This is a genomic window from Flavobacterium sp. FPG59 (assembly GCF_002150205.1).
In the GTDB taxonomy this organism is placed as follows: Bacteria; Bacteroidota; Bacteroidia; order Flavobacteriales; family Flavobacteriaceae; genus Flavobacterium.
The window spans coordinates 1-22,871 of sequence record NZ_MTCA01000039.1; the positions used below are offsets into that span (position 1 = coordinate 1).

Annotated in this window: 21 protein-coding genes and 1 riboswitch; of the genes, 8 read left to right on the plus strand and 13 right to left on the minus strand. The window is 35.6% G+C overall.

Annotated features, from left to right (window positions below; translation table 11 throughout):
* Together FPG59_RS05835 and FPG59_RS05840 are read right to left on the minus strand one after the other, a co-directional pair.
* Positions 1-303, minus strand: a 303-nt coding sequence (locus FPG59_RS05835; protein ID WP_140344596.1) for a hypothetical protein, incomplete at its 3' end; no start/stop codon positions are given.
* 267 nt (positions 304-570) lie between these two features.
* The gene (locus tag FPG59_RS05840; RefSeq protein WP_086453686.1) at positions 571-1,956 is read right to left on the minus strand and encodes an RtcB family protein; all 1,386 of its coding nucleotides are present in this window, start codon (positions 1,954-1,956) and stop codon (positions 571-573) included.
* 101 nt (positions 1,957-2,057) lie between these two features.
* On the opposite strand from FPG59_RS05840, the gene FPG59_RS05845 reads away from it, so the two are divergent.
* The 5 genes from FPG59_RS05845 to FPG59_RS05865 all read left to right on the plus strand — a co-directional run bounded on the left by FPG59_RS05845 (position 2,058) and on the right by FPG59_RS05865 (position 9,079).
* On the plus strand, positions 2,058-2,669 hold the full coding sequence (locus FPG59_RS05845) for a hypothetical protein (RefSeq protein WP_086453702.1): 612 nt from the start codon (positions 2,058-2,060) through the stop codon (positions 2,667-2,669).
* Between the two features lie 543 nt (positions 2,670-3,212).
* Positions 3,213-4,226 (plus strand): YafY family protein, encoded by a 1,014-nt coding sequence (locus FPG59_RS05850; protein WP_086453703.1) that lies wholly within the window; start codon positions 3,213-3,215, stop codon positions 4,224-4,226.
* 396 nt (positions 4,227-4,622) lie between these two features.
* Positions 4,623-5,000: a hypothetical protein gene (locus FPG59_RS05855; RefSeq protein ID WP_254906654.1), complete on the plus strand. Its 378-nt coding sequence runs from the start codon at positions 4,623-4,625 to the stop codon at positions 4,998-5,000.
* A gap of 227 nt (positions 5,001-5,227) precedes the next feature.
* Positions 5,228-7,375: a TonB-dependent receptor gene (locus tag FPG59_RS05860; protein ID WP_086453687.1), complete on the plus strand. Its 2,148-nt coding sequence runs from the start codon at positions 5,228-5,230 to the stop codon at positions 7,373-7,375.
* Positions 7,376-7,474: 99 nt separating this feature from the next.
* Positions 7,475-9,079, plus strand: a complete 1,605-nt coding sequence (locus tag FPG59_RS05865; RefSeq protein ID WP_086453688.1) for a PepSY-associated TM helix domain-containing protein — start codon at positions 7,475-7,477, stop codon at positions 9,077-9,079.
* Between the two features lie 60 nt (positions 9,080-9,139).
* Here the strand turns inward: FPG59_RS05865 and FPG59_RS05870 are convergent, their stop codons facing one another.
* From FPG59_RS05870 to FPG59_RS05885, 4 genes are read right to left on the minus strand one after another with little or no spacing between them, the layout of a single operon-like run.
* Positions 9,140-9,673 carry a DUF4252 domain-containing protein gene (locus FPG59_RS05870; protein WP_086453689.1) on the minus strand — a complete coding sequence of 178 codons (534 nt, stop codon included), beginning with the start codon at positions 9,671-9,673 and terminating at the stop codon, positions 9,140-9,142.
* Position 9,674: 1 nt separating this feature from the next.
* Positions 9,675-10,274, minus strand: a complete 600-nt coding sequence (locus FPG59_RS05875; RefSeq protein WP_086453690.1) for a DUF4252 domain-containing protein — start codon at positions 10,272-10,274, stop codon at positions 9,675-9,677.
* 53 nt (positions 10,275-10,327) lie between these two features.
* Positions 10,328-10,798: a hypothetical protein gene (locus FPG59_RS05880; protein ID WP_086453691.1), complete on the minus strand. Its 471-nt coding sequence runs from the start codon at positions 10,796-10,798 to the stop codon at positions 10,328-10,330.
* Complete coding sequence (locus FPG59_RS05885; RefSeq protein WP_086453692.1) at positions 10,785-11,294, minus strand: RNA polymerase sigma factor; 510 nt, start codon at positions 11,292-11,294, stop codon at positions 10,785-10,787. Before FPG59_RS05885 ends, FPG59_RS05880 begins: the two co-directional genes overlap by 14 nt.
* A 118-nt stretch (positions 11,295-11,412) precedes the next feature.
* On the opposite strand from FPG59_RS05885, the gene FPG59_RS05890 reads away from it, so the two are divergent.
* Both FPG59_RS05890 and FPG59_RS05895 read left to right on the plus strand, forming a co-directional pair.
* The gene (locus tag FPG59_RS05890; RefSeq protein WP_086453693.1) at positions 11,413-12,861 is read left to right on the plus strand and encodes a S41 family peptidase; all 1,449 of its coding nucleotides are present in this window, start codon (positions 11,413-11,415) and stop codon (positions 12,859-12,861) included.
* A gap of 181 nt (positions 12,862-13,042) precedes the next feature.
* Positions 13,043-13,663, plus strand: coding sequence for an N-acetylmuramoyl-L-alanine amidase (locus FPG59_RS05895; RefSeq protein ID WP_086453694.1), 621 nt, complete (start codon positions 13,043-13,045; stop codon positions 13,661-13,663).
* Positions 13,664-13,951: 288 nt separating this feature from the next.
* On the opposite strand, the gene FPG59_RS05900 is transcribed toward FPG59_RS05895, so the two are convergent.
* The 7 genes from FPG59_RS05900 to cobU form a co-directional block, all read right to left on the minus strand.
* Positions 13,952-14,998 (minus strand): YncE family protein, encoded by a 1,047-nt coding sequence (locus FPG59_RS05900; protein ID WP_086453695.1) that lies wholly within the window; start codon positions 14,996-14,998, stop codon positions 13,952-13,954.
* Positions 14,999-15,002: 4 nt separating this feature from the next.
* On the minus strand, positions 15,003-16,856 hold the full coding sequence (locus FPG59_RS05905; protein WP_086453696.1) for a TonB-dependent siderophore receptor: 1,854 nt from the start codon (positions 16,854-16,856) through the stop codon (positions 15,003-15,005).
* A gap of 31 nt (positions 16,857-16,887) precedes the next feature.
* Positions 16,888-17,086, minus strand: a riboswitch (cobalamin riboswitch).
* 40 nt (positions 17,087-17,126) lie between these two features.
* Complete coding sequence (gene cobC / locus FPG59_RS05910) at positions 17,127-17,663, minus strand: alpha-ribazole phosphatase (RefSeq protein WP_086453697.1); 537 nt, start codon at positions 17,661-17,663, stop codon at positions 17,127-17,129.
* On the minus strand, positions 17,648-18,448 hold the full coding sequence (locus FPG59_RS05915) for an adenosylcobinamide-GDP ribazoletransferase (RefSeq protein WP_086453698.1): 801 nt from the start codon (positions 18,446-18,448) through the stop codon (positions 17,648-17,650). The genes cobC and FPG59_RS05915 overlap by 16 nt, the downstream gene beginning before the upstream one ends.
* 32 nt (positions 18,449-18,480) lie before the next feature.
* Positions 18,481-20,163, minus strand: coding sequence for a nicotinate-nucleotide--dimethylbenzimidazole phosphoribosyltransferase (cobT, locus tag FPG59_RS05920; RefSeq protein WP_086453705.1), 1,683 nt, complete (start codon positions 20,161-20,163; stop codon positions 18,481-18,483).
* A gap of 84 nt (positions 20,164-20,247) precedes the next feature.
* A complete protein-coding gene (locus FPG59_RS05925; protein ID WP_086453699.1) occupies positions 20,248-20,889 on the minus strand; it encodes a diphthine--ammonia ligase in 642 nt (213 codons plus the stop codon).
* Positions 20,886-21,401 carry a bifunctional adenosylcobinamide kinase/adenosylcobinamide-phosphate guanylyltransferase gene (cobU, locus tag FPG59_RS05930; RefSeq protein WP_086453700.1) on the minus strand — a complete coding sequence of 172 codons (516 nt, stop codon included), beginning with the start codon at positions 21,399-21,401 and terminating at the stop codon, positions 20,886-20,888. The genes FPG59_RS05925 and cobU overlap by 4 nt, the downstream gene beginning before the upstream one ends.
* Positions 21,402-21,808: 407 nt before the next feature.
* Here cobU and FPG59_RS05935 point away from each other — a divergent pair.
* Positions 21,809-22,871 (plus strand): ABC transporter substrate-binding protein (locus tag FPG59_RS05935; RefSeq protein ID WP_086453701.1); only part of this gene is annotated, 1,063 nt, incomplete at its 3' end.

The following is a 22,871-nucleotide window of genomic DNA, read 5'->3' on the forward strand; positions in this document are numbered from 1 at the left end:
AGTATTTTCAATTTTTGGCAATTTTTCAATAATTTCTTTTAAATAAACTTCAAATTCTGAATTGTCTTCAATTGAGTTTTCGATTATTGCTTTTGCTATGTTTTGCTTTTCTTTATTTTCAGGCTCTTGTTGAAGTTCTAACAAAACTTTCTTTGGTTTATCGTCTTTGAAAAATAAAGATTTAAACCAATTTATTGCGCTTTCAGAAACATTCTCGAATCCTTTTTCAGTAAATTTTTCAATTCCTTTTTTCCCTAGTTCAATTAAAAAGGGAGTGATAATAGCCATGGTAACTGGTTCCATAATTTATAATTTTGTATCGTTAATAATCATTCTTCTAAAAACCTTCCACTCCACAACCCCCCCACATCCTCAAGATCAATTAGAACTAATTCTCTCGTATTTTATTTTCCATAAGGTATTTCTCAAAAATAATAAAAACAAACTACAAAAACAGGGTATAACTACCTGTTTTTGTAATTAAAATAACCCAAACTGTTTTCTCAATTTAAACTACTAAGTCTTACGGGTTGCTTAGGGAGGTTTTGAACCTCCATCGTTTTGGGTTTGCTATTTTCTTCTTCTTTTTTTCCATGGGGCGTTGACTTCCCAATTTCCTGCCATGATACAACCATAAGGAAGTACTTCATCTATCACGGTTCCTAAACCAAACTCCTCCATTTGATTCCTTACTGATGCTGCATTTTTATAAGCCGATGGCAGCTCAGTAATGTCAATTTCGTTCGAAAAAAATCGTATATCCAAGCCTTGGGTTTCTTCTTCAAAAACTTCTTGGATTGTTTTTTCTCCCTTGCTTTTTCGGTGTTGGGTTCTACTTATGTTTCTTCCGGCACCGTGTGGTGCAAATCCTAAATTGGTTTCGGTTGTGGCTCCTTCCACAATTAAAACGGATTCAGCCATATTCAACGGAATCAAACGCGGTCCTGTGCTATCAGGCATGAATTTCGGGTCTAATGGTGTGGCGCCTTTGGCATGATAAAAAAGATCCCCCTCTTTGAAAACAAAATTATGCTCGTTCCAGTACCTATTTTCTTTTTCGATTCCCAATTTCTCTAAAGTAGCATCGTGCAGGCATTCATGGTTTAATTTTGTCCACGAACGTATGATTTGCAACGCTTCCCAGTACACCTGTCCTTCCTTAGTATCAAACGGAATCCATGCATTTTGTGGCAAGGTTTCTGGCGATAATGTTTTTCTAAACTTTTCGGCAAGATACATTCCTTTTCGATACAAATTAGCACCCACGCCTCTACTCCCGTGATGCGTGACCATCATGGTATTTCCTGTGTTTTTTGAAATTCCCACAAACAAGAAATGGTTTCCATCACCTTGCGTTCCTAAATGCGAACGAGCCGCGCTAATCATTTTTTCATCGTTCAAAAAATAATTGCTTTGAAATGCTTCTAACATTTCAGCAGGAAAACGGAATTGCGTTTCGCGACTTCTTCCGCCTCCACCAAAATGAGTGATAGCATGCGCGGCATCTAAAACTTCTTTTGGATTTGTTTTTCCAAAATCAGTTAGCATCACTGAGCAACAAATATCAGCACTATGCATTCCCGGATGAATTGCATTTTTAGCCACTGCAACACCACCCACTGGAATGGTTCCGTCAGGACCTGTAGGGCAAGCATCCGGCATGATGACACCATTGACTAAAGTTGGCGTTCGCATCAAGGTTTTCATGGTTTGCACCACATCGGTTACATTTTTTTCTTCTAGTTCGTTTTCTGCCTTTATATTATGGTGAAAAGTGATCGCTTGAGCGTGTAACTCTATAGGATCAGGCAATTTGAATTGTGCCAAATAGGCTTCTATTTCTTCCGTTCCTAATTGATTGTCACTGATATATGCAAGTGCTTCTTTGAACCAAGCTCCTTGCCTGAATCCTAATTGAATAATATCAGCTCCTGTAAATTGTAATTTTTGTTCCATTTTATTCTGTTTTTATTTCTTCAACAAATATTCAAAACCTACTACGCAGTTATTTTGCGTAGTGCAAAAAGATGTGTATGTTTGGTGTAAACTCCGCGCAAATGCTTCAAAATAAATATACTGCTTTACTGCTCCAGATTGGTTTTAATGAAAATGCAATCCTGATAAATTGGCTTGATTTAGTAAAAGCCTATACTGCTAAAGGGAGACATTATCATAATTTAAATCATTTAGAGGAAATGATTGTTTTATTTGAACGCTATAAAGAGGCGTTGCAATTTCCTAATGAAGTTTTGTACGCCATTTTTTACCACGATATTATTTATAAAGTGACCCGAAAAGACAATGAGTTGAAAAGTGCTGAACTTGCTTTGTCTATTTTGCCTGAGAATGCCGAACTCGATAAACAATTGGTTTTTGAGATGATTTGCGCTACTCAACTGCATCAACAAAACGACATAGAAGACATTAACTGGTTGATTGATTTTGATTTGAGAATACTGGCTAAAGACTGGAACGAGTACACCGTTTATTATGATCAAATTAGGAAAGAGTATAAAATTTATCCTAATCTTTTATACCAACCTGGTAGAAAGAAAGCATTGGAGCATTTTCTTGAAAACGAATTTATTTTTCAAACCGATGAATTTAGAACAAAATACGAAGTGCAAGCGAGAGAAAATATACAACGCGAAATAGAATTATTAAGCTGAAATTGAAAATAGTGTTGCTTTGCGTGAGGGCATTGTCAATAAGTTAAAGGGGAAAAGAAAAAAAACATAGCACACAGATGCTGCAGATTTTCACTCATTTTTCTGCGTGAATCTGCGTGAAAACAAAAAGAGTAATTCCTTAGCTTCATGATATTATGTAAGAGCAGTGTCAATAAGTTAAGGGGAAAAGAAAAAAATATAGCACGCAGATACAGCAGATTTTCACTGATTTTTCTGCAAAAATCTGCGTGAAAACAAAAAGAACAATTCCTTAACTTAATGATATTATGTAAGAGCAGTGTCAATAAGTTAAGGGGGAAAAGAAAAAAATTTAGCACGCAGATGCAGCAGATTTTCACTCATTTTTCTGCTTAAATATGCGTGAAAACAAAAAGAGTAATTCCTTCAATTAATAACATTGTGCGTGAGGGGTAGTAGCGAAAATCCTTTTAGGGCTGTAGCGGTAGCGGAAGTTCTAAAAGATTGCAGCGCATGACCCGACCCGCAGTTTTTACGGAGGGGCACGCCCAAAAAAAAGAAAATATGTCACAAAATAAAAATGCGCTTATTAGGTATAAAACGATTGATAAGTGTTTGCAAAATAAATACCGTACTTGGACGCTAGACGACTTGATTGCGGCTTGTTCTGACGCTTTGTTTGAGTACGAAGGAAGGGAAAATGCGGTAAGCAAGAGAACGGTTCAAATGGATATTCAGTTGATGCGTAGCGAAAAACTGGGCTACAATGCCCCCATTGTGGTGTATGACAAAAAGTATTATACGTACGAAGACGAGGAATTTACGATTACGAATATTCCGCTGACGGAAACGGATATTAATGTACTCACAGAAACGGTTTCAATGCTCAAACAATTTAAAGACTTTTCTTTGTTTAATGATGTGTCTGATATTTTGCAACGTTTAGAGGATAAAATCTATGCCGAAAAGTCTCAAACACAACCGGTGATTTACTTAGATAAAAACGAAAAACTGAAAGGCTTACCATTTTTAGAGGAAATTTACCAAGCCATTATTAAAAAAACAGTTTTGGTAATTACGTACAAGTCATTCAAATCACAGGAGGAAACGGTATTTCATTTTCATGGATTTATATTAAAAGAGTTTAACAACAGATGGTTCTTGATAGGAAGAAGAAAGAAAAACCAGCCCATAACTAATTTGGCACTGGATAGAATCATTGCTATTGATTATGATTTTAATATGCCTCATTTAGAGGAGAATTTTAATGCGGACCTGTATTACAAAAATGTGGTGGGAGTGACTGTAAATACGGGTTTGCGTCCCCATCGATTTGAACTCTGGATTGACGCTATTAATGCTCCTTATGTGCTTACTAAACCCTTGCATAATTCACAAAGGTTGATTAAGCAAAATGAAGATGGGAGCATTATTATTCACTTATTTGTGATTCCAAATTATGAATTAGCACGTATTTTTCTTGGTTTTGGCAGTGGTCTTGAGGTGATACGACCCGACTATTTCCGGAATCAAATGAAAAGTGTTATTCAAAAGTCTCTAGCTCGTTATGCCGAATAACGCTCTGCAATATCTCTCTCAATTAAAATATATAAAGTACAATAAGGGATAGCAACAACACGCATTTTACAGATAAAATAAATGCTCCTAAGTAAAAGTAAAAACCTTCATTTTTTTTAAGAACGGGTTTACAACTGAATAAAGTACTCATGGTTTTAATTTATTTATTTTTGTGTTTTATCTAAGAGACAATTTTACGTGTATTAAAAGGCTTACACAATACCCACTTTTAGTGATATTTTAATTATTTATTTTAAAATTGCTAATACAACATCTTGACTTGATTACTGGTTAAAGTTCTGAAAACGATATCTTGTTGTACCAAAAAAATATTAACGTTTGTGATTTCGTTAATTTGTCTTGATGCGTTACTTTTGCAGCGTCAAAATACACACTTTGAAAAAGTTCAGTATCTACATACTTTCTTTTATTTTACTCCTGCCCACTTTTGGCAGCTCTTTTACGTATTTGAACTTTAAACTTCAGCAAGAAGAAATTGCAAAAACCATTTGTGTGCAACGCAAAATGGTTTTTAATAGTTGTAACGGACGATGCGAATTGCAAAAAAGTTTAAAACGCTACACCGACAACGAAAAAAGCATGCAAAACACCCTCAAAGAAAAAGTTGATGTGGTGTACGTGCAAGAACTGCTAAGTGCTTCATACGAGTTGGTACAACCTATCGTTATTACAACAAAAACCGAAACCGTTGTAAACCGCAAACCAGTTTCATTTTCGGCCTACACCTTTCGCCCTCCCGCTTATTTCATTTAAAAAGATCATTCTATTTTAGAACGAAAAGCACCTTATGTTGCCTATTTCGTTTTACAATATTGCGTAGACATTAACCGCGTCTTGATCTTTCGTGCTTTGTTTGCTTGCTTTTCAGCTTTGCAAACATTTTGAACCCAATATCAGCTAATTCAGTTTCGTAACTTAATTAAATGAGGATTCTGGGTTAAATTTTCACTGAAATAAGATATTTACACCTTTCAAAAAAAATGAAAAAATTGATTTTTGTAATGCTTTTGGCGTTACAATATACCTATGCACAAAAAACTGCTGCAGTAGATAGCAGCACCGTAGAAAACCTAAACGAAGTAGTAATTACTGCCAACCGCGGCAAGGCCAAGCGAAATGAGGTGCCAGTGGCAATTTCTAAACTATCTACAAAACTCATTCAAGAAACTAAAGCGACTTCTGCTTTCGAAATTGTAAATAAAACGCCTGGCGTAATGATGACAAATCTCGGTAACGAGCAACACGGAATGTCCATCAGGCAACCTATGGGTTTGAGTCCGTATTATTTGTATCTCGAAGACGGTTTGCCCATTCGACCACTCGGCGTTTTCAACCACAATGCGTTGCTTGAAATGAATCCGTTCAATTTACAAAATCTAGAAGTGATCAAAGGTCCCGCTTCATCGCTTTACGGTCCAGAAGCTGTGGGCGGAACCGTAAATTTTATTACCGTAAAACCAAGCCGCGATCCTGAATTCAAAGTAGGTATTCAAGCAGATCAATACGGCTACCGCAATCTGCAAGCCTTTGGGAGCGCTACCATCGGTAAATTTTCGTTTGCTATTGCGGGCGCAAGCACTGACCAAACTAACAGTTGGCTCACTTTTTCTGATTACAACAAAAACAATTTGAACGCTAAATTCCAATACAATTTTAGCAATAGTCTTCGCTTAATTAGTAGTACTTTTTATGGGCAATATTACTCGGATATGACGGGCAGCGTCAACGAACAAGACTTTAAAAGCCGCTCCTACAAAAGCACAACCGATTTTACCTACCGAAAATCAGAGGCTTTGCGGAGCCGTTTAACACTTGAAAAAGAATGGTCTGAGAACAGTCAAACCGTTGTAACAGTTTACCACCGAGACAATAAATTAGGACAAAACCCAAGTTACGGCATTCGATGGAATCCTACGCCATCAGCAACCAACGATCCTACAAAAGCAACTGGCGAAATCAATTCGAACGATTTTAAAAGTTACGGAATCGTAGCGCAGCACACACAAGGATTTTCGTTTTTAAACTCTAAACTAATCGCCGGAACGACGTACGATAGGTCACCAAACGATTATTTTTCGCACCAAATTAAACTACAAGCCAACCGAAATCCGGATGGAAAGACGGTAAACAATTACCAAATTTTAGAAGTTCGACCAGACTTACGCATTTCGAATTACAATGCCACTATTTACAACAATTCGGGCTATGTGCAATACAACTTTCAACCCCTTTCAAAAGTAACGGTAACCACAGGGGCGCGCTACGACTACATCAAAATTGATTACATCAATAACATCAATGCTACTTCGGGAGCCAAAACCTACGATCAGCTTACCTTTAAAGCAGGTGTCAATTACAATCCGCTTACTAATGTTGGGTTTTATGCCAACTATTCTCAAGGATTCTCTCCACCTTCGGTGACCACTTTATTCCGTCCAAAACCTGGAGTTACACCCGTACAATTTTACACGGATCTCGATGCGGCAAATTTTTCAAACTATGAAATTGGTGGTTATAGCAGTTTGCTAAAAAACAAATTGACACTAGATTTTGCCGTGTATGTACTTGATGGTCGCAATGAATTATTAAGCATTCGTCAACCTGACAATTCAACCGATACTCAATCAGCTGGAAAAACAAGCCACAGAGGAATTGAACTTGGATTACAATACAATCCCTCATCACAGCTCGCATTTCGCCTTGGCGGAACCTACGCGCGCCACGAATTTATCGACTTTACCGTTTCCAGACGAAGCACCGATGCGGTTCAAAAACTCGACGGCTTTGACATGCCTAGCGCACCGCGATGGATTGCTAATTCTGAGCTCAATTATTACCCAAAATGGTTCCCGAACTTCCGTGCAGCGCTAGAGTGCCAGTACGTATCAAGCTGGTTTCAAAACCAAATCAACACTGTTTCCTACGCTGGCTACACCCTTTTTAATGCTCGATTAGGCTACCGCTGCAAGCAAGTTGAATTTTTTACCAATATCATGAACCTGACCGATAAATTATATGCTACTAATGTTTCTCGAGGCAATGCCACAATTGATCAGGCAACATTTACCGCCGCCGCACCTCGAATTTTCATGATGGGATTGCAGTACAACTTATCGTTAAAAAAATAATTATCAGGAGCTTATCCGGCTATCCGCTTTATCTTTTTTGAGGCCAAAAAAGGCCTCAAAAAAGGATATCGCTCCTGTCCGGGCTAAAAAACACACAAAATGAAAAAAGAAAATCAAAAGACATCTACACGAAAAAAAGATTCCAAATGGATCAAAAAAATCAAGCAGCACGTCTACGCATGGCACCGAACTTTGGCCATTATTACCATTATTCCAGTTATCTTTTGGACACTTTCAGGCATCATGCATCCGTTTATGGCGCATTTTTTTAAACCTGAAATTGCCAATCAAGAGCTACCTCAAACCATCATCAAGCCAAGCCAATTGCCATTGACATTGAAAGAGGTCTTACAAAAAAACCAGCTCAAAACGTTCAAAAACTTTCGCCTAGTCAACCTGAACGATAAAACCTATTATCAAGTAAAAACCGAATCAGGAGCCCTACTCTATTTTGACGCAGCCACGGCTGAACAACTTGAAAACGGCGATCAAAAATACGCCGAAGTTCTGGCGCGTTACTTTTTACAAGACAGCACCAGCAGCATTTCAAACAGCAAAATTATCACTGAATTTACAACGCAATACAAATACGTAAACCGCTACTTGCCCGTATACCAACTGAGTTTTGATCGTGACGATGCCATGCAAGTTTACGTAGAAACCGCCTCAAGCAAACTAGCGACTTTCAACCCGAAATCGCGTCAAATTTTTATTTGGTTCTTCGATACCTTTCACAATTGGTCCTTTATTGATGCGATTTCTAATAACAGTTTGCGCATTATAATCATGATTTTACTTTTGTCTGTCATCTCCTTTTCAGCAATCTGTGGACTCTTGATTTATGGGCTTTTCTGGAAACAATTCAAAAAAAGCGATGCGCTTGCTCCCAAAAAAGGCATCCGCCGTTACCACCGACAAATCGGGATTTGGATTTCATTATTTACGTTAATCTTTGCTTTTAGCGGTGCCTATCACGCCACTACCAAATGGGATCCGTACACGCTATCGCAAATGGTATACGAACCTAGCTTTAAAACCGAAGCACTTACAACTGCACTTACTGATTTAAAACTAGATTGGAATCGGTTTGAAAATACCAGTATAGTTGCATTTCAAGACAGTTTGTACTACCGCTGCCAATTGCTTCCTAAACAAGTAACAAAGAGCAACACGGCTATCAGCGCACCTGAATCAAAATGGGCAAAGAAAGACAAACAACCATTAGAAATTATTTATATCAACGCACAAACCAACCGTATCACGCCTAATCTGGATGTGAAATACGCTGAATTTTTAGCCCATTATTTTACAGATGGTGCGCCAAAGGCCTCTTGCTGCGAAATGATCCCTGAAACTGATGAACCTGAAACTTCTTTACAAAACGCTAAATTGATTGAAACTAAAACCATTTACGAATTTGAAAGTCGCGAGTATGGCTTTGTGAACAAGCGCCTTCCTGTGGTGAAACTTGCTTATGACACGCCTGAAAATACTACTTATTTTATAGAAACAGCCACCTCAAGATTAGCCGCAAAAGTAGAAAACGCAGACAAAAGAGAAGGTTATTCTTTTGCTATTCTACACAAATTTTTATTTTTAGATTGGGCAGGTAAAAATGTGCGTGATGCAGCAATGGTTTTGGCCGCACTTGCAATTTTAATCGTGAGTGTTTTAGGATTGATTTTGTTCCTTAAGAAAAAATAAAAGCCAAAAAAAAGCGTCATAAACAAGAGTTCATGACGCTTTACTTTTTTGTAGCAATAATTATTTCATCAATTGTTGTAAAGGTTTTAATTGAGCCATATCAATATTTGATTGTTGTAACACACTTATCATGTTCATAACACCCGCAGGATTCATGTCATCACCTGTCACACGTACTACAGCAAAACCATTTTCATTTTTATTGGCAAAAAAAATAAACTCTTCAATATGCTCATCAGTACCCACAAAACTTACTGAAGCTCCTTCTTTACCTGAGCCAAATTTCATCAATTGCTGGTACTTTTTATCTTTTAAAATGGCATTTACTTTTGCGCGCTCTGCTTCAAATTCGGCTTTATTAGTCGCATTAGCGTTAAAAGCTAAGATGTTCATTTTATCAAAAGATTGTAAAGCCTCGGTTTGAGCTACAGATAACTTAGCCTTGTCTACATTCAATATTTCGGAAGAAACATCTAAGGCAATAAAATTTTTATCTTCTGAATGTTCTACAAAATACTTTTGCAAAGACGGCTCGTTGTTGCAACTTACCAAAAATAAAGCCAGTAGTGCGGGAATTCCGTATCGTAGTTTCATCTTACTTTTTACCTTTACTTGCTTTTTTCAAATCGTCGCCACCCGGAATACGCATTTTTTCGGTCAACACTGAAATTTCATTCAAATCAAAGTCCCCAGTCAATGACATTAAAACAGTATCTTCATTTTTTGCTCCTTCAATAAACATCAACAACTCACGTATCTGTGTATCTCCAGCACCTGATTTTACAAGGATTTTTACGTTTCTACCATTATCATTTACTCGCATTAACTCTTCTAAACCCGCGGTTTTAATGTACTTATCAGCTGCTAGTTTCATTTCGCCTTCTACGCGAGTACTTTTGGTTGTGAAAACCCTCAAGTTGTCTAATTTTTTAATTAAAGCTAAGTATTGCTGCATTTCTTTATCGGATGCATCCATCTTTACTTTGCTCATTAAGTCAAACATTTTTTTGTTGACAATGAAAGACTTGACTTCTACTTGACCGTCAAATTTGTCAAATGCTGTTTGTGCAAACAGTGAATTTGTGGCCAAAAAAAGCGCCAGTGTTACCACAATTTTTGTAAATGTCTTTTGAATAGTGCTAAAAGCTTTTGTGTTCGTGGTGCTCCATGGCGCCTTTTGATTGATTGATTTCATGATATAAATGGTAATTAATGATTAAATGTGAACTGAAAAAGGCTAGCGTTTTTTTAACTGCCTTGTTTTCTTACTGGTTTTTTAAATACTTTATTTTTTGCAATTTGATACTCCTCTAGATATAGTACACTTTCTATGCCAACATTAATATTATTCGATAATAAAGACAAGGCTTTTTGTGTAGCTTCAAACGCAACTTTGGGATCCTCATAGGTCCCTAAATCTGACTGTGATGGTGTATTTTCAGTATTCAAAAAAGCATAGCTTCCTACTCCTACAGCAACGACCATAGAAGCTGCAATGGAAAGCCATAATACAGGCCTTTTTTGTTCATAAAAAGGAACAATACGGGTAAACTGCTCTTTTTTTGACTGATCAAGACCTTTAAAAAAAAGTTGGTATTGTATTAAATGTTGTGCAACATCGCTTGAGGAAAAATAAATACGTAATTCATTCTCTTCTTTAATACTTGTTACTCCTTCAAAGTATTTTTCTAAAAGTGTCTCAATTTTATTTATTTCCATGGGTGTGTGTCTTTATAATGTATTCCCTAATTATTTTTCGCGCTCTAGAAAGTGAAACTCGTACTGCGCTTTCTTTCATTTGTAACAATGCTGCAATTTCTTCAAACTCGTATTGCTCTACATCTCGTAATTGAACAATCATGCGTTGCTGTTCAGGCAATTGAGCTAAACAAGTATCAACCCATTTAAGACTATCTTGATCTTCTAATTTTTTTTCAAGACTTGCTGCAGTATCTACATAATTAGAATGAACTAATGATTCATTATTAGCTCGTTTTGATTTCAGTTGATCCAAACAAAAATTCTTAGTCATGGTCATTGCAAATGCCTCAACGCTACCGTACTTATTTAAAGAATCATTTTTTGACCACAACTTAGTCAGAACCTCTTGCGTTGCATCTTCGGCCTCCTCTTTACTGAGCAATAATCGCTTGGCTAACCTAAAGACTTTGTCCTTAAATGGAGAGATCAAGACTACAAATTCGCTTTGGTTCATACACGTTTTACTAACAACTTATAGATACAAGACGATTGAAAAGTTATTTTGTAACATAAATTATTAAATTAAAACTAAAGTTAGTATTTTTACGTTAATAAGGATATAAACCAAACCTATGAAGACCTACTTTAAAATTCCCCTACTATTACTCATTACACTTTTTGTGCTACAAGGCTGTCAAGACAATGACGATGTAGCAGCTCCAGCTACACTTGAAATACAAGATTTTGTTTGGAAAGGCATGAATCAATACTACCTATGGACAGATGAAGTTGCTAATTTAGATGAAACAAGATTTGCTGATCAAGCTAGTTTAAACAACTTCTTGAAAGATTTTGATTCTCCTGAAAATTTATTTGCAGCTCTACGTGTAGACGCTAACAAAGACAGATTCAGTTGGATTGTTGATGATTATTTAGAGCTAGAAGGACAATTTCAAGGAACTACTAACAATAACGGAGTTGAGTTTGGTTTAAGCAGAAAATCAACTGGCTCATCAGAAATTTTCGGATTTGTGCGCTATATTATACCAGGTTCTAATGCAGCAACTAAAGATATTAAAAGAGGAGATGTTTTTACAGCAGTGAATGGTACACCACTTACAGTAAGTAATTATCAGTCTCTACTTTTTGGGGCTAATAATGATTATACGCTTAACATGGCTGATATATCGGGAGGTGCATTTGTACCCAATGGCAAAAATATAGCCCTGACAAAAACAGTCTTAACCGAAAATCCTATTCTAGTGAATAAAGTAATCACTTCAGGATCTCATAAAATAGGGTATTTAATGTACAACGCTTTTACAGCAAATTTTGATACCAAATTAAATGAAGCTTTTGGTAGCTTAAAAGCACAAGGTATTACAGAATTGGTGCTAGATTTACGTTACAATGGCGGAGGATCTGTGCAAACAGCAACACGTTTAGCAAGTATGATTACAGGACAGTTTACGGGTAAGGTATTTGCAAAACAACAATGGAATAAAGAAATTAATGATTACTTTGAAAGAGAAAGTCCTGAGTCTATTATCAACATTTTCACAGATAAAATAGGCAATACACCTATTAACAGTTTGAACTTAACTAAGGTTTATATTCTTACAAGTAATAGCTCAGCATCTGCAAGCGAACTAGTAATCAACGGATTAAAACCTCATATCAATGTAATTCAAATAGGTGATGTTACCGTTGGGAAAAATGTGGGTTCAGTAACACTGTACGATTCTCCAGGTTTTGGACCCGATAATAGAAATCCAAAACACAGATATGCCATGCAACCTATTGTATTAAAAATAGTTAATTCGGTTGGTTTTGGAGATTATCAAAATGGTTTACAGCCAGATTTTCCTCAGAAAGAAAATGTGAGTACCATGGGTGTTTTAGGAGATGTTAATGAGCCTTTATTGAAAACTGCAATTGCAAAAATTACAGGAACAGGTCGCGTAAGTACTCAAAAACAAAGAGCTGATTATGAAGACTTCAGTAGCTCACAAGCCGTAAACGGATTGAACCAAATGTATATTGAAAAAGCTCCCGAAGGATTGCTAAAAGCATTAGAATAAAAAATTTAAAACCTAATTTTTGCTAGAAATTTGAAGATCCAACCCTTTGAATTTGTGGTATTTTTTTACATATTTTACAAAATGATTGCTAAACAATCTTTTTTGTAAAATAATTTAAAAGCAGGCAATAATTAGTAGTTTTTGTAAGTTTATATAGATTAACTTATAAAACTGAAAACCAATGAAGAAAGCTATTCCATTCTTTTTAGCTTGCGCTACTTTTGTATCGCTAGCATTTGTAAAACCAAGTGTAGAGAACAACAAACAAATTCATGTAGTTATTGATGCTGGGCATGGCGGCTCTGATTTTGGTGCCAGATCAATTACTAGTTCTGAAAAGCAAATTGTAGAACAGGTAACTCAGAAAATAAAATTTTTAAATAAAAATGAAAATGTAATTATTCATTTTACTCGAAATGATGATCAATTTGTATCCCTCTCCAACCGTGCAGATTTCATCAATCAAATTAAACCCAACTTAGTTATATCCTTACACGTAAACCAAAGTCGTAATGAATCAAAATCAGGAATGGAGTTTTATGTGGCTAATGAGTCATTAGTTAACGATGAATCAATTGAAATCGCTAATAAATTGCGTACTAAATTTTTACAAAATGATGCAGTAGCGCCATCTGAAATAAAAAAAGCTCCATTTTTTATTTTAAAAAAATCAGTGGCACCTGCAGTACTCATTGAACTAGGATACCTTTCAAATTCATCTAACAGAGCCTACCTGACTGATGATAAGCAACAAGATCAAATTGCTACTACAATCCTATCATTTGTAGCTGATTTAAAATAAAACAAATTGTAACAAAAAAGCGAGACATTCATTGCTGAGTCTCGCTTTTTTTTCCAATTTAACAAACAATTATTTTCAATTAAAATAAAAAATTCATTCTTATTTTAAAGTTTCTTCCGCATGTAGCATTACCTCTTTTTTTGAGGAAGCAAATTGAATTCTTTTTAATTTCGAACCAACTTAACTTACATGTAAAATACTGGTAAAAGAGATGCTATCACTTATAGCATATTTACAAAGGAGTTGCATTCGATTTTAATAAAAACCTTTGCAACCAATAAATATATATTATTTGTTAAAGTAAAAGCCATTTGGCCCTACTCCTACTGTCAATTCCTTTTGTAAATTGCCCGTTAATGAATACACATACGCTTTACTGTTTGATGCGAAATCTCCTCCATCAGCAATGAAAATTTTATCATTCTCTACTGCAAAACCATACATTACCCCATATTGAGAAGTTGAAGTATAGGTAAACAAAGCAGTTTCACTTGCCTGACTTGCTGTAATATCCATAGCAAAAACACTACTCCCTTTAGTAAAGAAAACCTTAGAGCCATAAATATCTAAATTTTTAGCTCCTTTTAAAGTCGCTGGTAAAACTACTTCTGATACTGATTTGTCAGAAAGTTTAACTTTTACAATTTTACTTGATCCTGAAAAAGGAGAAGCCAAAACGTATAATGTACCGTTTGTAATCTCCATACTGTTAGCACTAGCTCCTACAGTAACTGAAGATTCTAATGCCTTAGTACTAGTATTTACTACTAACACTTTGTCATTATTATAAGGCTCAATGATGTATAATTTATTGCCATCAAGTACTATGCGATCAGCTGTAGCGTTCAAATTAATTTTTGACTCCACTTTATTGGTGGCTAAATCAATTATAGCAACATAATCATCTGTATTACCTTGTGCTCCTCCATAATTATTGGCGTTAGTAACATAAGCTTTGCCGTTTTTTACAACACCATACCTTGGATTAGCTAAGCCAGAATCTATTTTTGCAAGTAACTTAAATGAATATCGATTTACTACATTTATTACATTAGATCCACCAGCAATAATATATGCTTTGTCTCCATCAAAGAAAATATTTTGTACATATTTACCAATGAAATCACCAGCATTTTCAGCGCCATAAACATCTTGTTTAAAAATAGTCATGTCATCACCCAAAAATGATACCGAACCACCAGAGGAATTACCTTCGTTCAAAATAAAAACACCATCATCATAACTACCTTTTGAAACGTTTTCATTTTCATCAGTACTACATGATGCTAAAAATGCAAAAGAAAAAACCACTACTAAAATTCTAGTTACCTTCATTATATTAAAATTTAAAAATTATGTACATATTAAAATTACGCCCTGGCATTATTCTTTGTTCCAAACTCACGTATTTGTGACCCCAAATATTAAGAACTTGAGCACCAATTTTAATATTGTTTAAAATTGGTAAATCATAATCAACGCTAGTATTGCTTACTGTATAAGCTGGAATCACAGCTGCAGGATTATTATCTGCTTGGGTGTATACAAAACCATTATAAAGTACTTGGTAATTGACATTCCATTTTTTATAAGAATATGCTAATGAGGTAGTAGCTTTATGGAAAGGCACAAAAAAAAGTTGTTTTTGTGTTTCCTCGTTTTGTGATATGGTGTAGGCGTAAGTACTATTCAATTGCCAATGACTTTGTCCAATATTTTTATTCCAATTTAGTAAAACCTCAACACCATATGCTTTTACTCGATCTGTATTTTGAGGTGCCCATACTCCGTTATTTCCAGGTACCCATCGCAATAAATCTTTTATTTTATTAAAGTAAACCGTTTGTGTAAGCGATACATTATGATATTTAAAAATATTTGCGAGTTCGCCTTGATAAGCACTTTCTGGTTTTAAATTAGGATTGCCACCACTTTCCCAGTACAAATCATTATAGGTTGGAATTCTAAAATTATGAGAAACATTAGCCTTGATTTGATACCAAGAAATACCGTGCCAACTACTCCCCAGAGAGAACAATACTGGTGATTGGTAATTGTTTGTAATTTCTTTACGAATGCCAAACTCATTTTGCCAATTTTTAGTGGCTTCGTATTTTGCCAAAACAGCAAAACTGCTAATTTCACGCTCATGATTACCAAATCCTGATCCTTCACCTTTAGTTAAATTATACTCTAACAGCGCATTTATTAAAAGTTTGCTATTAAATTGGTGGTTGACATCGGCTTTAACAATCCATGTATTTGTATTGCCAAAACTATAATCAGGCTTTGTATTGTCTTCAAAATATTGATAGCCTTCTGTTATATATGCCGTTCTTAAATAAGTAGTCCATTTATTAAAACTAGCTTGGTACTCTAATAAATTTCTACTAAAATCATTTTTGTATTTTGTACGTGACTCAGATGATGATAACAAGGAAATATTTCGGTCGGTATTTGAGGATTGACTATACAGTTTTAAATACTGTTTTTCATTGAATTTATAACCAACTGTAGCATTTAGTGTGTTTACTTCATAATCTCCATTTTCATTAAATCTTTGGTTTCCCCTCCAATCGTAACTATCTTGAAACTTATAATTATTAGCCGAACTATTTCTAGAAAAACCAAACTGTGTTGACCATTTATTATTTGAAAAAATGCCTTTATACAATAGGTTTTGAGTGTTAAAGCTACCGTAGTCGTATCTTATTTCATTAGAAATTACATCTGTAAAACTTAAATTAGTACCTAAATGTAGCGTTCCACCAATAGCACCACTGCCATAAATAACACTTCCGCCTCCTCCTTTTACTTGTACAGAATTATAATCATTACTCGTTAAAGTATTAAAATCAGTACTGCCGTTCATTTGAGAATTAATATTTATCCCATTCCAAATCACTGCAGTTTGTGAGGAAGTTGTACCCCTAAAAGCAACTGTAGACAACATCCCACGACCGTATTCTTTAAAATACAAAACCGTATTATAGTTGAGTGAATTTGTGAGTAGTCCAGTGTTTTTTGACAAAATAGAGTCATTCAAACTAATTATAGTTTGAGTACTGGAGAATTTGCGCAGTTTAACATCAGAAACGATAACCTCACGTAAACGCGTGATGGAGTCGTTTTGACCCAAAATAACCTGGCTTGCAAAAAAGCAAAATAAGAAGAATACTTTAAAATGTGTCATAATTTCCTGAACCTTTATTCCCGAAAGTCCGCTATTGATTATGAAATAAGGCAGGTCTCCTGGCTTGCGTCTTGTTGTTGACCTTCCCACTCGCCAAGGCGAGCAGTGGTTTTGTAGATAACAACAAGCTTTATAGCTTACAGTTGCGGGCACAGCTTAGGTTTTGAACCTAATTCCCTTTTAATGCGTTCTTGAATGTACTGAACGCAACCAAATTTCGATTGCAAAGATAAAATTATAATGAGAAAATCACCAAAAAAAATGATAATTTTATAAAGTAAGACGTACAACAGCACCAAAATCTACTTTATTCTGAAAAGCATCTTGTAAGGGCAAGTCAGAAACTGCACACAAAAAGCTCCTAATAATCCCTCCATGTGCTACAATTATAACGGGTTTTGTGGTAGCGGAATCCAGTGCATTTTCCATGAAATCCAATACTCTGTTGTGGAGGTTTAAAAACGACTCGCCGTTTGGTACAGAAACATTGACAAAATCAGTCATCCATGGGGTGAAAACTTCGGGTGGAATGCTATCCCAATTTTTCAACTCCCAATCGCCAAAATTCATTTCCATCAATCGTTCATCCAGCGTCACATTTGCAATAGCGAAATTATTTTGAATGTGCTTTGCCAGAATGGTACAACGCTGTAAAGGACTTGAAAAAAGTAGCGCATCCTGCGGCAATTGCTTTAAAATAGCATCAAAAACAGCTTCATAAGGCGTTGCAATTTCAACATCAGATTGGCCGTAGCAAATTCCTTTTTCGCAAACGGTCTCGGTATGTCTAACTAAATAAATTTCCATAATGCACTTATTGATAGATAAAAAATAACTTCGCAAACTTGTTGTGTGGCACCCAAACAATCTCCTGTGTAGCCATCAATCCATTTCTGAAAATAACGGGCTAGAAAAAATCGAGTAAGAAATATTGGTACTAGAACTAAGAGAAATGCTATTTGATAAAAAGATATAACAACCAGTGGAAGTAAACCAAAAAATGCTGCTCCTATAACCTCCTTACTTGAGAAACTTTGAGCAATGGGCTTGCTTTTACTAGAAGCATCCTCACGGGAGTATTCATGTGTGAAAACGATCGATATTGCAGCAAATCTACTAAGAGCATGTCCTGTTATAAAAACTAATAAAAAAGTGAAAACTGACTGGTGATTCGTGAATAGCGATTCACTTTTGACTAAAGTTACTAGGCTCATAAACTTTAGCAAAAAAAGCAACACCAAACCAATAGCGCCATAAGCACCGATAGCACTATCTTTCATAATGGTCAAAATCTTAGTTTTGGTCCAACCACCGCCAAATCCGTCGCACACATCTGCAAAACCATCTTCATGAAAAGCACCTGTAACCAATATACTTGCAATCATTGAAAGGACAATACCAATCTCAGCATTCCATAACCAAGAGGCCGCAGCATAGACTCCAAAGGCCACAGCACCCACAATCCAACCAATTAAAGGAAAATATCGGGATGCTTTGTTTAAATAATCCGGGTTATGATCGATATTTTTAGGACACGGAATACGGGTATAAAACATCAATGCTGTAAAAAATATATGAACTTCTTTTTTCATTTTTATGCTTTGGCTAAGCCAAATTTATAATGTTAATTTGAGTTTTTGGAGTTTACCTGAGCCGATTCAAAACTGGCCATGTCATTTAAAAAAGCAACTGCCGATTCCAAAATGGGAAAAGCCAGAGCACAACCCGTACCCTCTCCCAAACGTAAATCAAGTTGCAAGACTGAACGAACATTTAAAAAATCAAGGATTTTTTGGTGTGCTTGCTCTGCTGAGGAGTGGCAAAAAATAACATTTTCTAAAACCAATTTGTTTTTCGTGTAAGCCACTAAAAAAGCTACTGAACTTATGAATCCATCTACAAGAATGAGCATGTTTTCTATTTTTGCTTGTAGCATTCCGCCTGCTATTTGCATGATTTCGAATCCTCCAAAATAAGCAAGCAAACTATCTACATCTTGTGGACCATTATAATTTTCGCTGCATTTTTCCAGAATTGCAATTTTATGTTGCAGTTGGGTATCATTTATCCCTGTGCCTTTACCCACACATTCAGAAACCGGCAGATTCATCAAAACACTCATCAAAAGTGAAGCTGTAGCGGTGTTCCCAATTCCCATTTCGCCAAAACCAATACAATTTGAGCCTTTTTTTGCAATTGCATCCACAGCATCACTCCCATTTTTAAAACATAGTTCTAGTTCAGTAGCACTCATTGCGGGTCCTTGTAAAAAAGACTGAGTCCCCATTGCTATTTTGTTTGAAATCAGTTTTGTGTTAGTAGGAAAATCATAATTTACACCAGCATCTACAATAGACAGTTCAATGTTGTGCTGCTTGCAAAACACATTAATTGCTGCTCCACCCGCTAAAAAATTAGTCACCATTTGTCTAGTAACATCTTGAGGATACGCGCTAACTCCATGATTTGCTATTCCATGATCAGCAGCAAAAACTACTATATTGGGGTTTCGTATTTGGGGTTCAAGAGATTGAAAAACAGTCCCTATTTGCAAAGCCAGTTTTTCTAAGATACCCAATGAACCGGTAGGCTTAGTCTTAGAATCTATTTTTTCTTGAAGTTGTTTGGCTAGCTTTTCATTTTCAAAATTTGTGGATTGCCATGACTTAGTTTCAGATTTAAAATGATGTAAAACTGAAATTTCTTCAACCAAAGGAGTTTTTGATTTCTGTTTCCAATTGAGTAGTTGCAGCATGGGCTGATTTTCATAATTTGTTGCTGGTTTACCAACACAAAAATATCCCAAAGGCTCCATTTGTTCTGGTAATCCTAGAATGGCTTTAAATTTATGGTAGTTTAATATCGACACCCAGCCCATGGAATATCCTTGCTCTGTAAGCGAAAGCCAAATGTTTTGAGCTGCACACACGGCACTAAACTTTATAGACTCATTACTTCCTACTGTACCTATTGTAAAATTATTGAGTACAGATCTGTCATAAGCTATTACTAATCCCACGGGAGCCTCCTCAATAGCTTCTAGTTTTAAGGCTTTGTATGTTTCTTTTTGGGATTCATCATTGGTTAGGTTAATAGCTTTTTTATCGTATTCTAAAAACAATTCTTTAATTGCATGCTTGATTTGGGGAGACTTAATCAAGAAATATTTAGTCGCATCAGTGAGTCCTACAGATGGTGCGTAATGACCCGCCTGCAAGGCTTTTTCAAGAACTTCGTCTGGAACTTCATCGTTGGTAAAATGACGAGTATCTCTGCGAGATTGTATAATTTCTTCTAGGTAAGTCATTTTTTTTTTTAAAATTTGAATTGGATATTTTTTTCTAATAATTTTCGAGAAAAAACTATAAAATAATTCTATAAACTTTAGCATTTATTGCCAAACTACAAAACAATACGAATCATAAGTTACCGTTGTATACTCTGGGAGATTTATAGGACTTTCAAATAATGGGCAATTTAGCACTAGAGTATGAAACTCACCATTCTCTCCGCAAGGATCAACTCCAATACCTATTAATTCCTGGGCTAAGTCAAGTGACAGTATTTTTCCTAAATAGTTTTCTCCCATGTGGGTATTACAAGACACGATCATGGTTATTATACCGTTTGCAATCATATCTCGCACCAGCTGCATTCGGTTTTGTTGCCACAAAGGCAAAATAGCTTGTAAAGAAGCAGCAGCACAAACCTTTTCTTCCCAGTCCTTGTGAGCCTGCAAATCAATATCACCAAATACGGCAGCTTGTAAATCGTATTTTGATTTTAAGTCCTTTAATACGTGTATAAATTTACTTTCATAATCACACCAAGTAGCAGGAATTCCGCATAATGGGAGATTCATTTTTTGAGCTTGCTGTTCTAAAATAGACAACGGCAAACCGTGAGAACGAGAAACTTTTCCGTTTTCATTCATCATGTTGAGAACTACTTTGGGCGTATTTCCTGCTTGAACAGCATTCATCATGGCATAACAACTGTCTTTCCCTCCACTCCATGAGGTTACAAAATTCATATACTGGTTTTTATTGTTACTGGAATTCCAGATACCATCAACACAACGGTATCAGCCGTTTTAGCAATATACTGGTTCATCCATCCTTGTAACTCCGTGAATTTTCTACCTACAGCAGTATCTGCATGCAGTCCCATTCCTATTTCATTTGTAACTATAATAATGGTAGTATTTTGTTGTTTTGCAAGAGCATCAATTTCAGCTTTTGCTTGTTCCAAACACTCAGAAATATTATTTTTAGTATCCACAAAAAAATTAGTTAACCAAAGCGTGACACAGTCTATTACGGCTACTTTGCCTGTAAAATCAATTTCACTTAAGAACTTTTCTTTTTCAATATTGATCCAGCGTCCGTCTCTATCTTTTTGATGCCTATCAATTCGTTCTTGAAAATTAGCATCCCATTTTCTAGCAGTTGCTACATATATAGGATTGCTGGAACGTTCTTTGGCTAAACTTTCAGCATAGCTGCTCTTTCCTGAACGTTCACCACCCGTTATTAAATATATCATTCTTTGTTTCTTTCTTTATAAAATTCTTTTTTCTACTTTTTAATGGAAAATCAGTCCTGTATCCCAGACCCTTTTCACTTCAATCTAACTTTTTGTTATTGAGTATTTTTGTTCATGCTTTTTCAGTACTACTATCTTTTTGAAATTGCAAACTCCTTTCTAAGCAAGAAGGGCACATACAATCTTTTTTAACATCTGATACATGTACCACAGGAAAATCATAACACCAGCAAGTGACACAACTGTTTTCAACAAGACATAAAAAAGGCACTCCACAATTTGAACAACTTTTATTTGTTGGCTTATTCATGATGTAAATATAGTATTTGTTCAATTTTTTACTACCAAAAATAAACAAGAAATTTTATAATTTTAATTTACCTTTGCGTCAAGCGAAAAATTAAGCCATGAGAATTTCCATACAGCGCACCCTTTTTATTGTGATGATTTCAATTTTTATTGGATGTAATAAAAAAGAAAATACCACTGCAACTGATTCCACCACTGCTGCAAACAGCATTGAATACGCCTCAGGACTGTCAATACATAAATACGAAGGATTCTCTAAAGTTACGGTGTCAAATCCTTGGCCCGAAGCCAAAAAAAAATTCACCTACATCTTACAAGAAAAAAATAGCATTGTACCTGATAGTTTAAAGAAACATCCCGTAATACAAGTACCATTACAATCTATTGTTGTAACCTCAACAACAATAATTCCGTTCCTAGAAATGCTCCAAGTAGAACAAAAACTTACGGGTTTTCCACATACCAATTATATATCATCTGCTAAAACCAGAAAGCGTATTGATGCTGGATTAGTTAAAAATTTAGGTCAAAACGAAAAATTAAACGTAGAACAACTCATTGAATTAGAGCCAAATTTAATTGTAAGCTTTGGCATAAACAACAACAATCCTACTCTTGATAATTTACAAAAAAGCGGCCTTAAAGTGCTTATTCAAGCCGACTGGATGGAGCAAACACCACTAGGAAAAGCAGAATGGTTGAAATTATACGGCGCCTTATTTGGAAAAGAAAAAGAAGCCAAAATCATCTTTGACACCATAGTAAAAAACTACAAGGAAGCACAACAACTCGTAGCTCAAAAAAAATCAACCTCAACAGTTTTATATGGTTCTATGTACCAAGAACAATGGTATGTAGCAAAAGGAAACAGCTGGGTAGCGCAGTTCATGATGGATGCAAAAGCAAATTATTTATGGGCCGACATTAAAGGTACAGGAAGTTTAAGTCTACCTTTTGAAAAAATTTTAGAAAAAGCAAGAACTGCTAAATACTGGATTGCAACAGGCTCTTTTAACAGTAACAAAGAGTTTGAAAACAGCAACCCGCATTACAATCAATTTGACGCCTTAAAAGCTAAAAATGTATATACTTTTGAGAGTAAAGTGGGGCCAACTGGAGGAACTATCTATTATGAATTAGCAACAAGCCGTCCTGATTTAG

What these genes read in the sequence shown, in the direction of transcription:
- FPG59_RS05840 (WP_086453686.1), bottom strand. Translation starts at nt 1,956, where the DNA reads ATGGAACAAAAATTACAATTTACAGGAGCTGATATTATTCAATTAGGA.
- FPG59_RS05845 (WP_086453702.1), top strand. Translation starts at nt 2,058, where the DNA reads ATGCTTCAAAATAAATATACTGCTTTACTGCTCCAGATTGGTTTTAAT.
- FPG59_RS05850 (WP_086453703.1), top strand. Translation starts at nt 3,213, where the DNA reads ATGTCACAAAATAAAAATGCGCTTATTAGGTATAAAACGATTGATAAG.
- FPG59_RS05860 (WP_086453687.1), top strand. Translation starts at nt 5,228, where the DNA reads ATGAAAAAATTGATTTTTGTAATGCTTTTGGCGTTACAATATACCTAT.
- FPG59_RS05865 (WP_086453688.1), top strand. Translation starts at nt 7,475, where the DNA reads ATGAAAAAAGAAAATCAAAAGACATCTACACGAAAAAAAGATTCCAAA.
- FPG59_RS05870 (WP_086453689.1), bottom strand. Translation starts at nt 9,673, where the DNA reads ATGAAACTACGATACGGAATTCCCGCACTACTGGCTTTATTTTTGGTA.
- FPG59_RS05875 (WP_086453690.1), bottom strand. Translation starts at nt 10,274, where the DNA reads ATGAAATCAATCAATCAAAAGGCGCCATGGAGCACCACGAACACAAAA.
- FPG59_RS05880 (WP_086453691.1), bottom strand. Translation starts at nt 10,798, where the DNA reads ATGGAAATAAATAAAATTGAGACACTTTTAGAAAAATACTTTGAAGGA.
- FPG59_RS05885 (WP_086453692.1), bottom strand. Translation starts at nt 11,294, where the DNA reads ATGAACCAAAGCGAATTTGTAGTCTTGATCTCTCCATTTAAGGACAAA.
- FPG59_RS05890 (WP_086453693.1), top strand. Translation starts at nt 11,413, where the DNA reads ATGAAGACCTACTTTAAAATTCCCCTACTATTACTCATTACACTTTTT.
- FPG59_RS05895 (WP_086453694.1), top strand. Translation starts at nt 13,043, where the DNA reads ATGAAGAAAGCTATTCCATTCTTTTTAGCTTGCGCTACTTTTGTATCG.
- FPG59_RS05900 (WP_086453695.1), bottom strand. Translation starts at nt 14,998, where the DNA reads ATGAAGGTAACTAGAATTTTAGTAGTGGTTTTTTCTTTTGCATTTTTA.
- FPG59_RS05905 (WP_086453696.1), bottom strand. Translation starts at nt 16,856, where the DNA reads ATGACACATTTTAAAGTATTCTTCTTATTTTGCTTTTTTGCAAGCCAG.
- cobC (WP_086453697.1), bottom strand. Translation starts at nt 17,663, where the DNA reads ATGGAAATTTATTTAGTTAGACATACCGAGACCGTTTGCGAAAAAGGA.
- FPG59_RS05915 (WP_086453698.1), bottom strand. Translation starts at nt 18,448, where the DNA reads ATGAAAAAAGAAGTTCATATATTTTTTACAGCATTGATGTTTTATACC.
- cobT (WP_086453705.1), bottom strand. Translation starts at nt 20,163, where the DNA reads ATGACTTACCTAGAAGAAATTATACAATCTCGCAGAGATACTCGTCAT.
- FPG59_RS05925 (WP_086453699.1), bottom strand. Translation starts at nt 20,889, where the DNA reads ATGAATTTTGTAACCTCATGGAGTGGAGGGAAAGACAGTTGTTATGCC.
- cobU (WP_086453700.1), bottom strand. Translation starts at nt 21,401, where the DNA reads ATGATATATTTAATAACGGGTGGTGAACGTTCAGGAAAGAGCAGCTAT.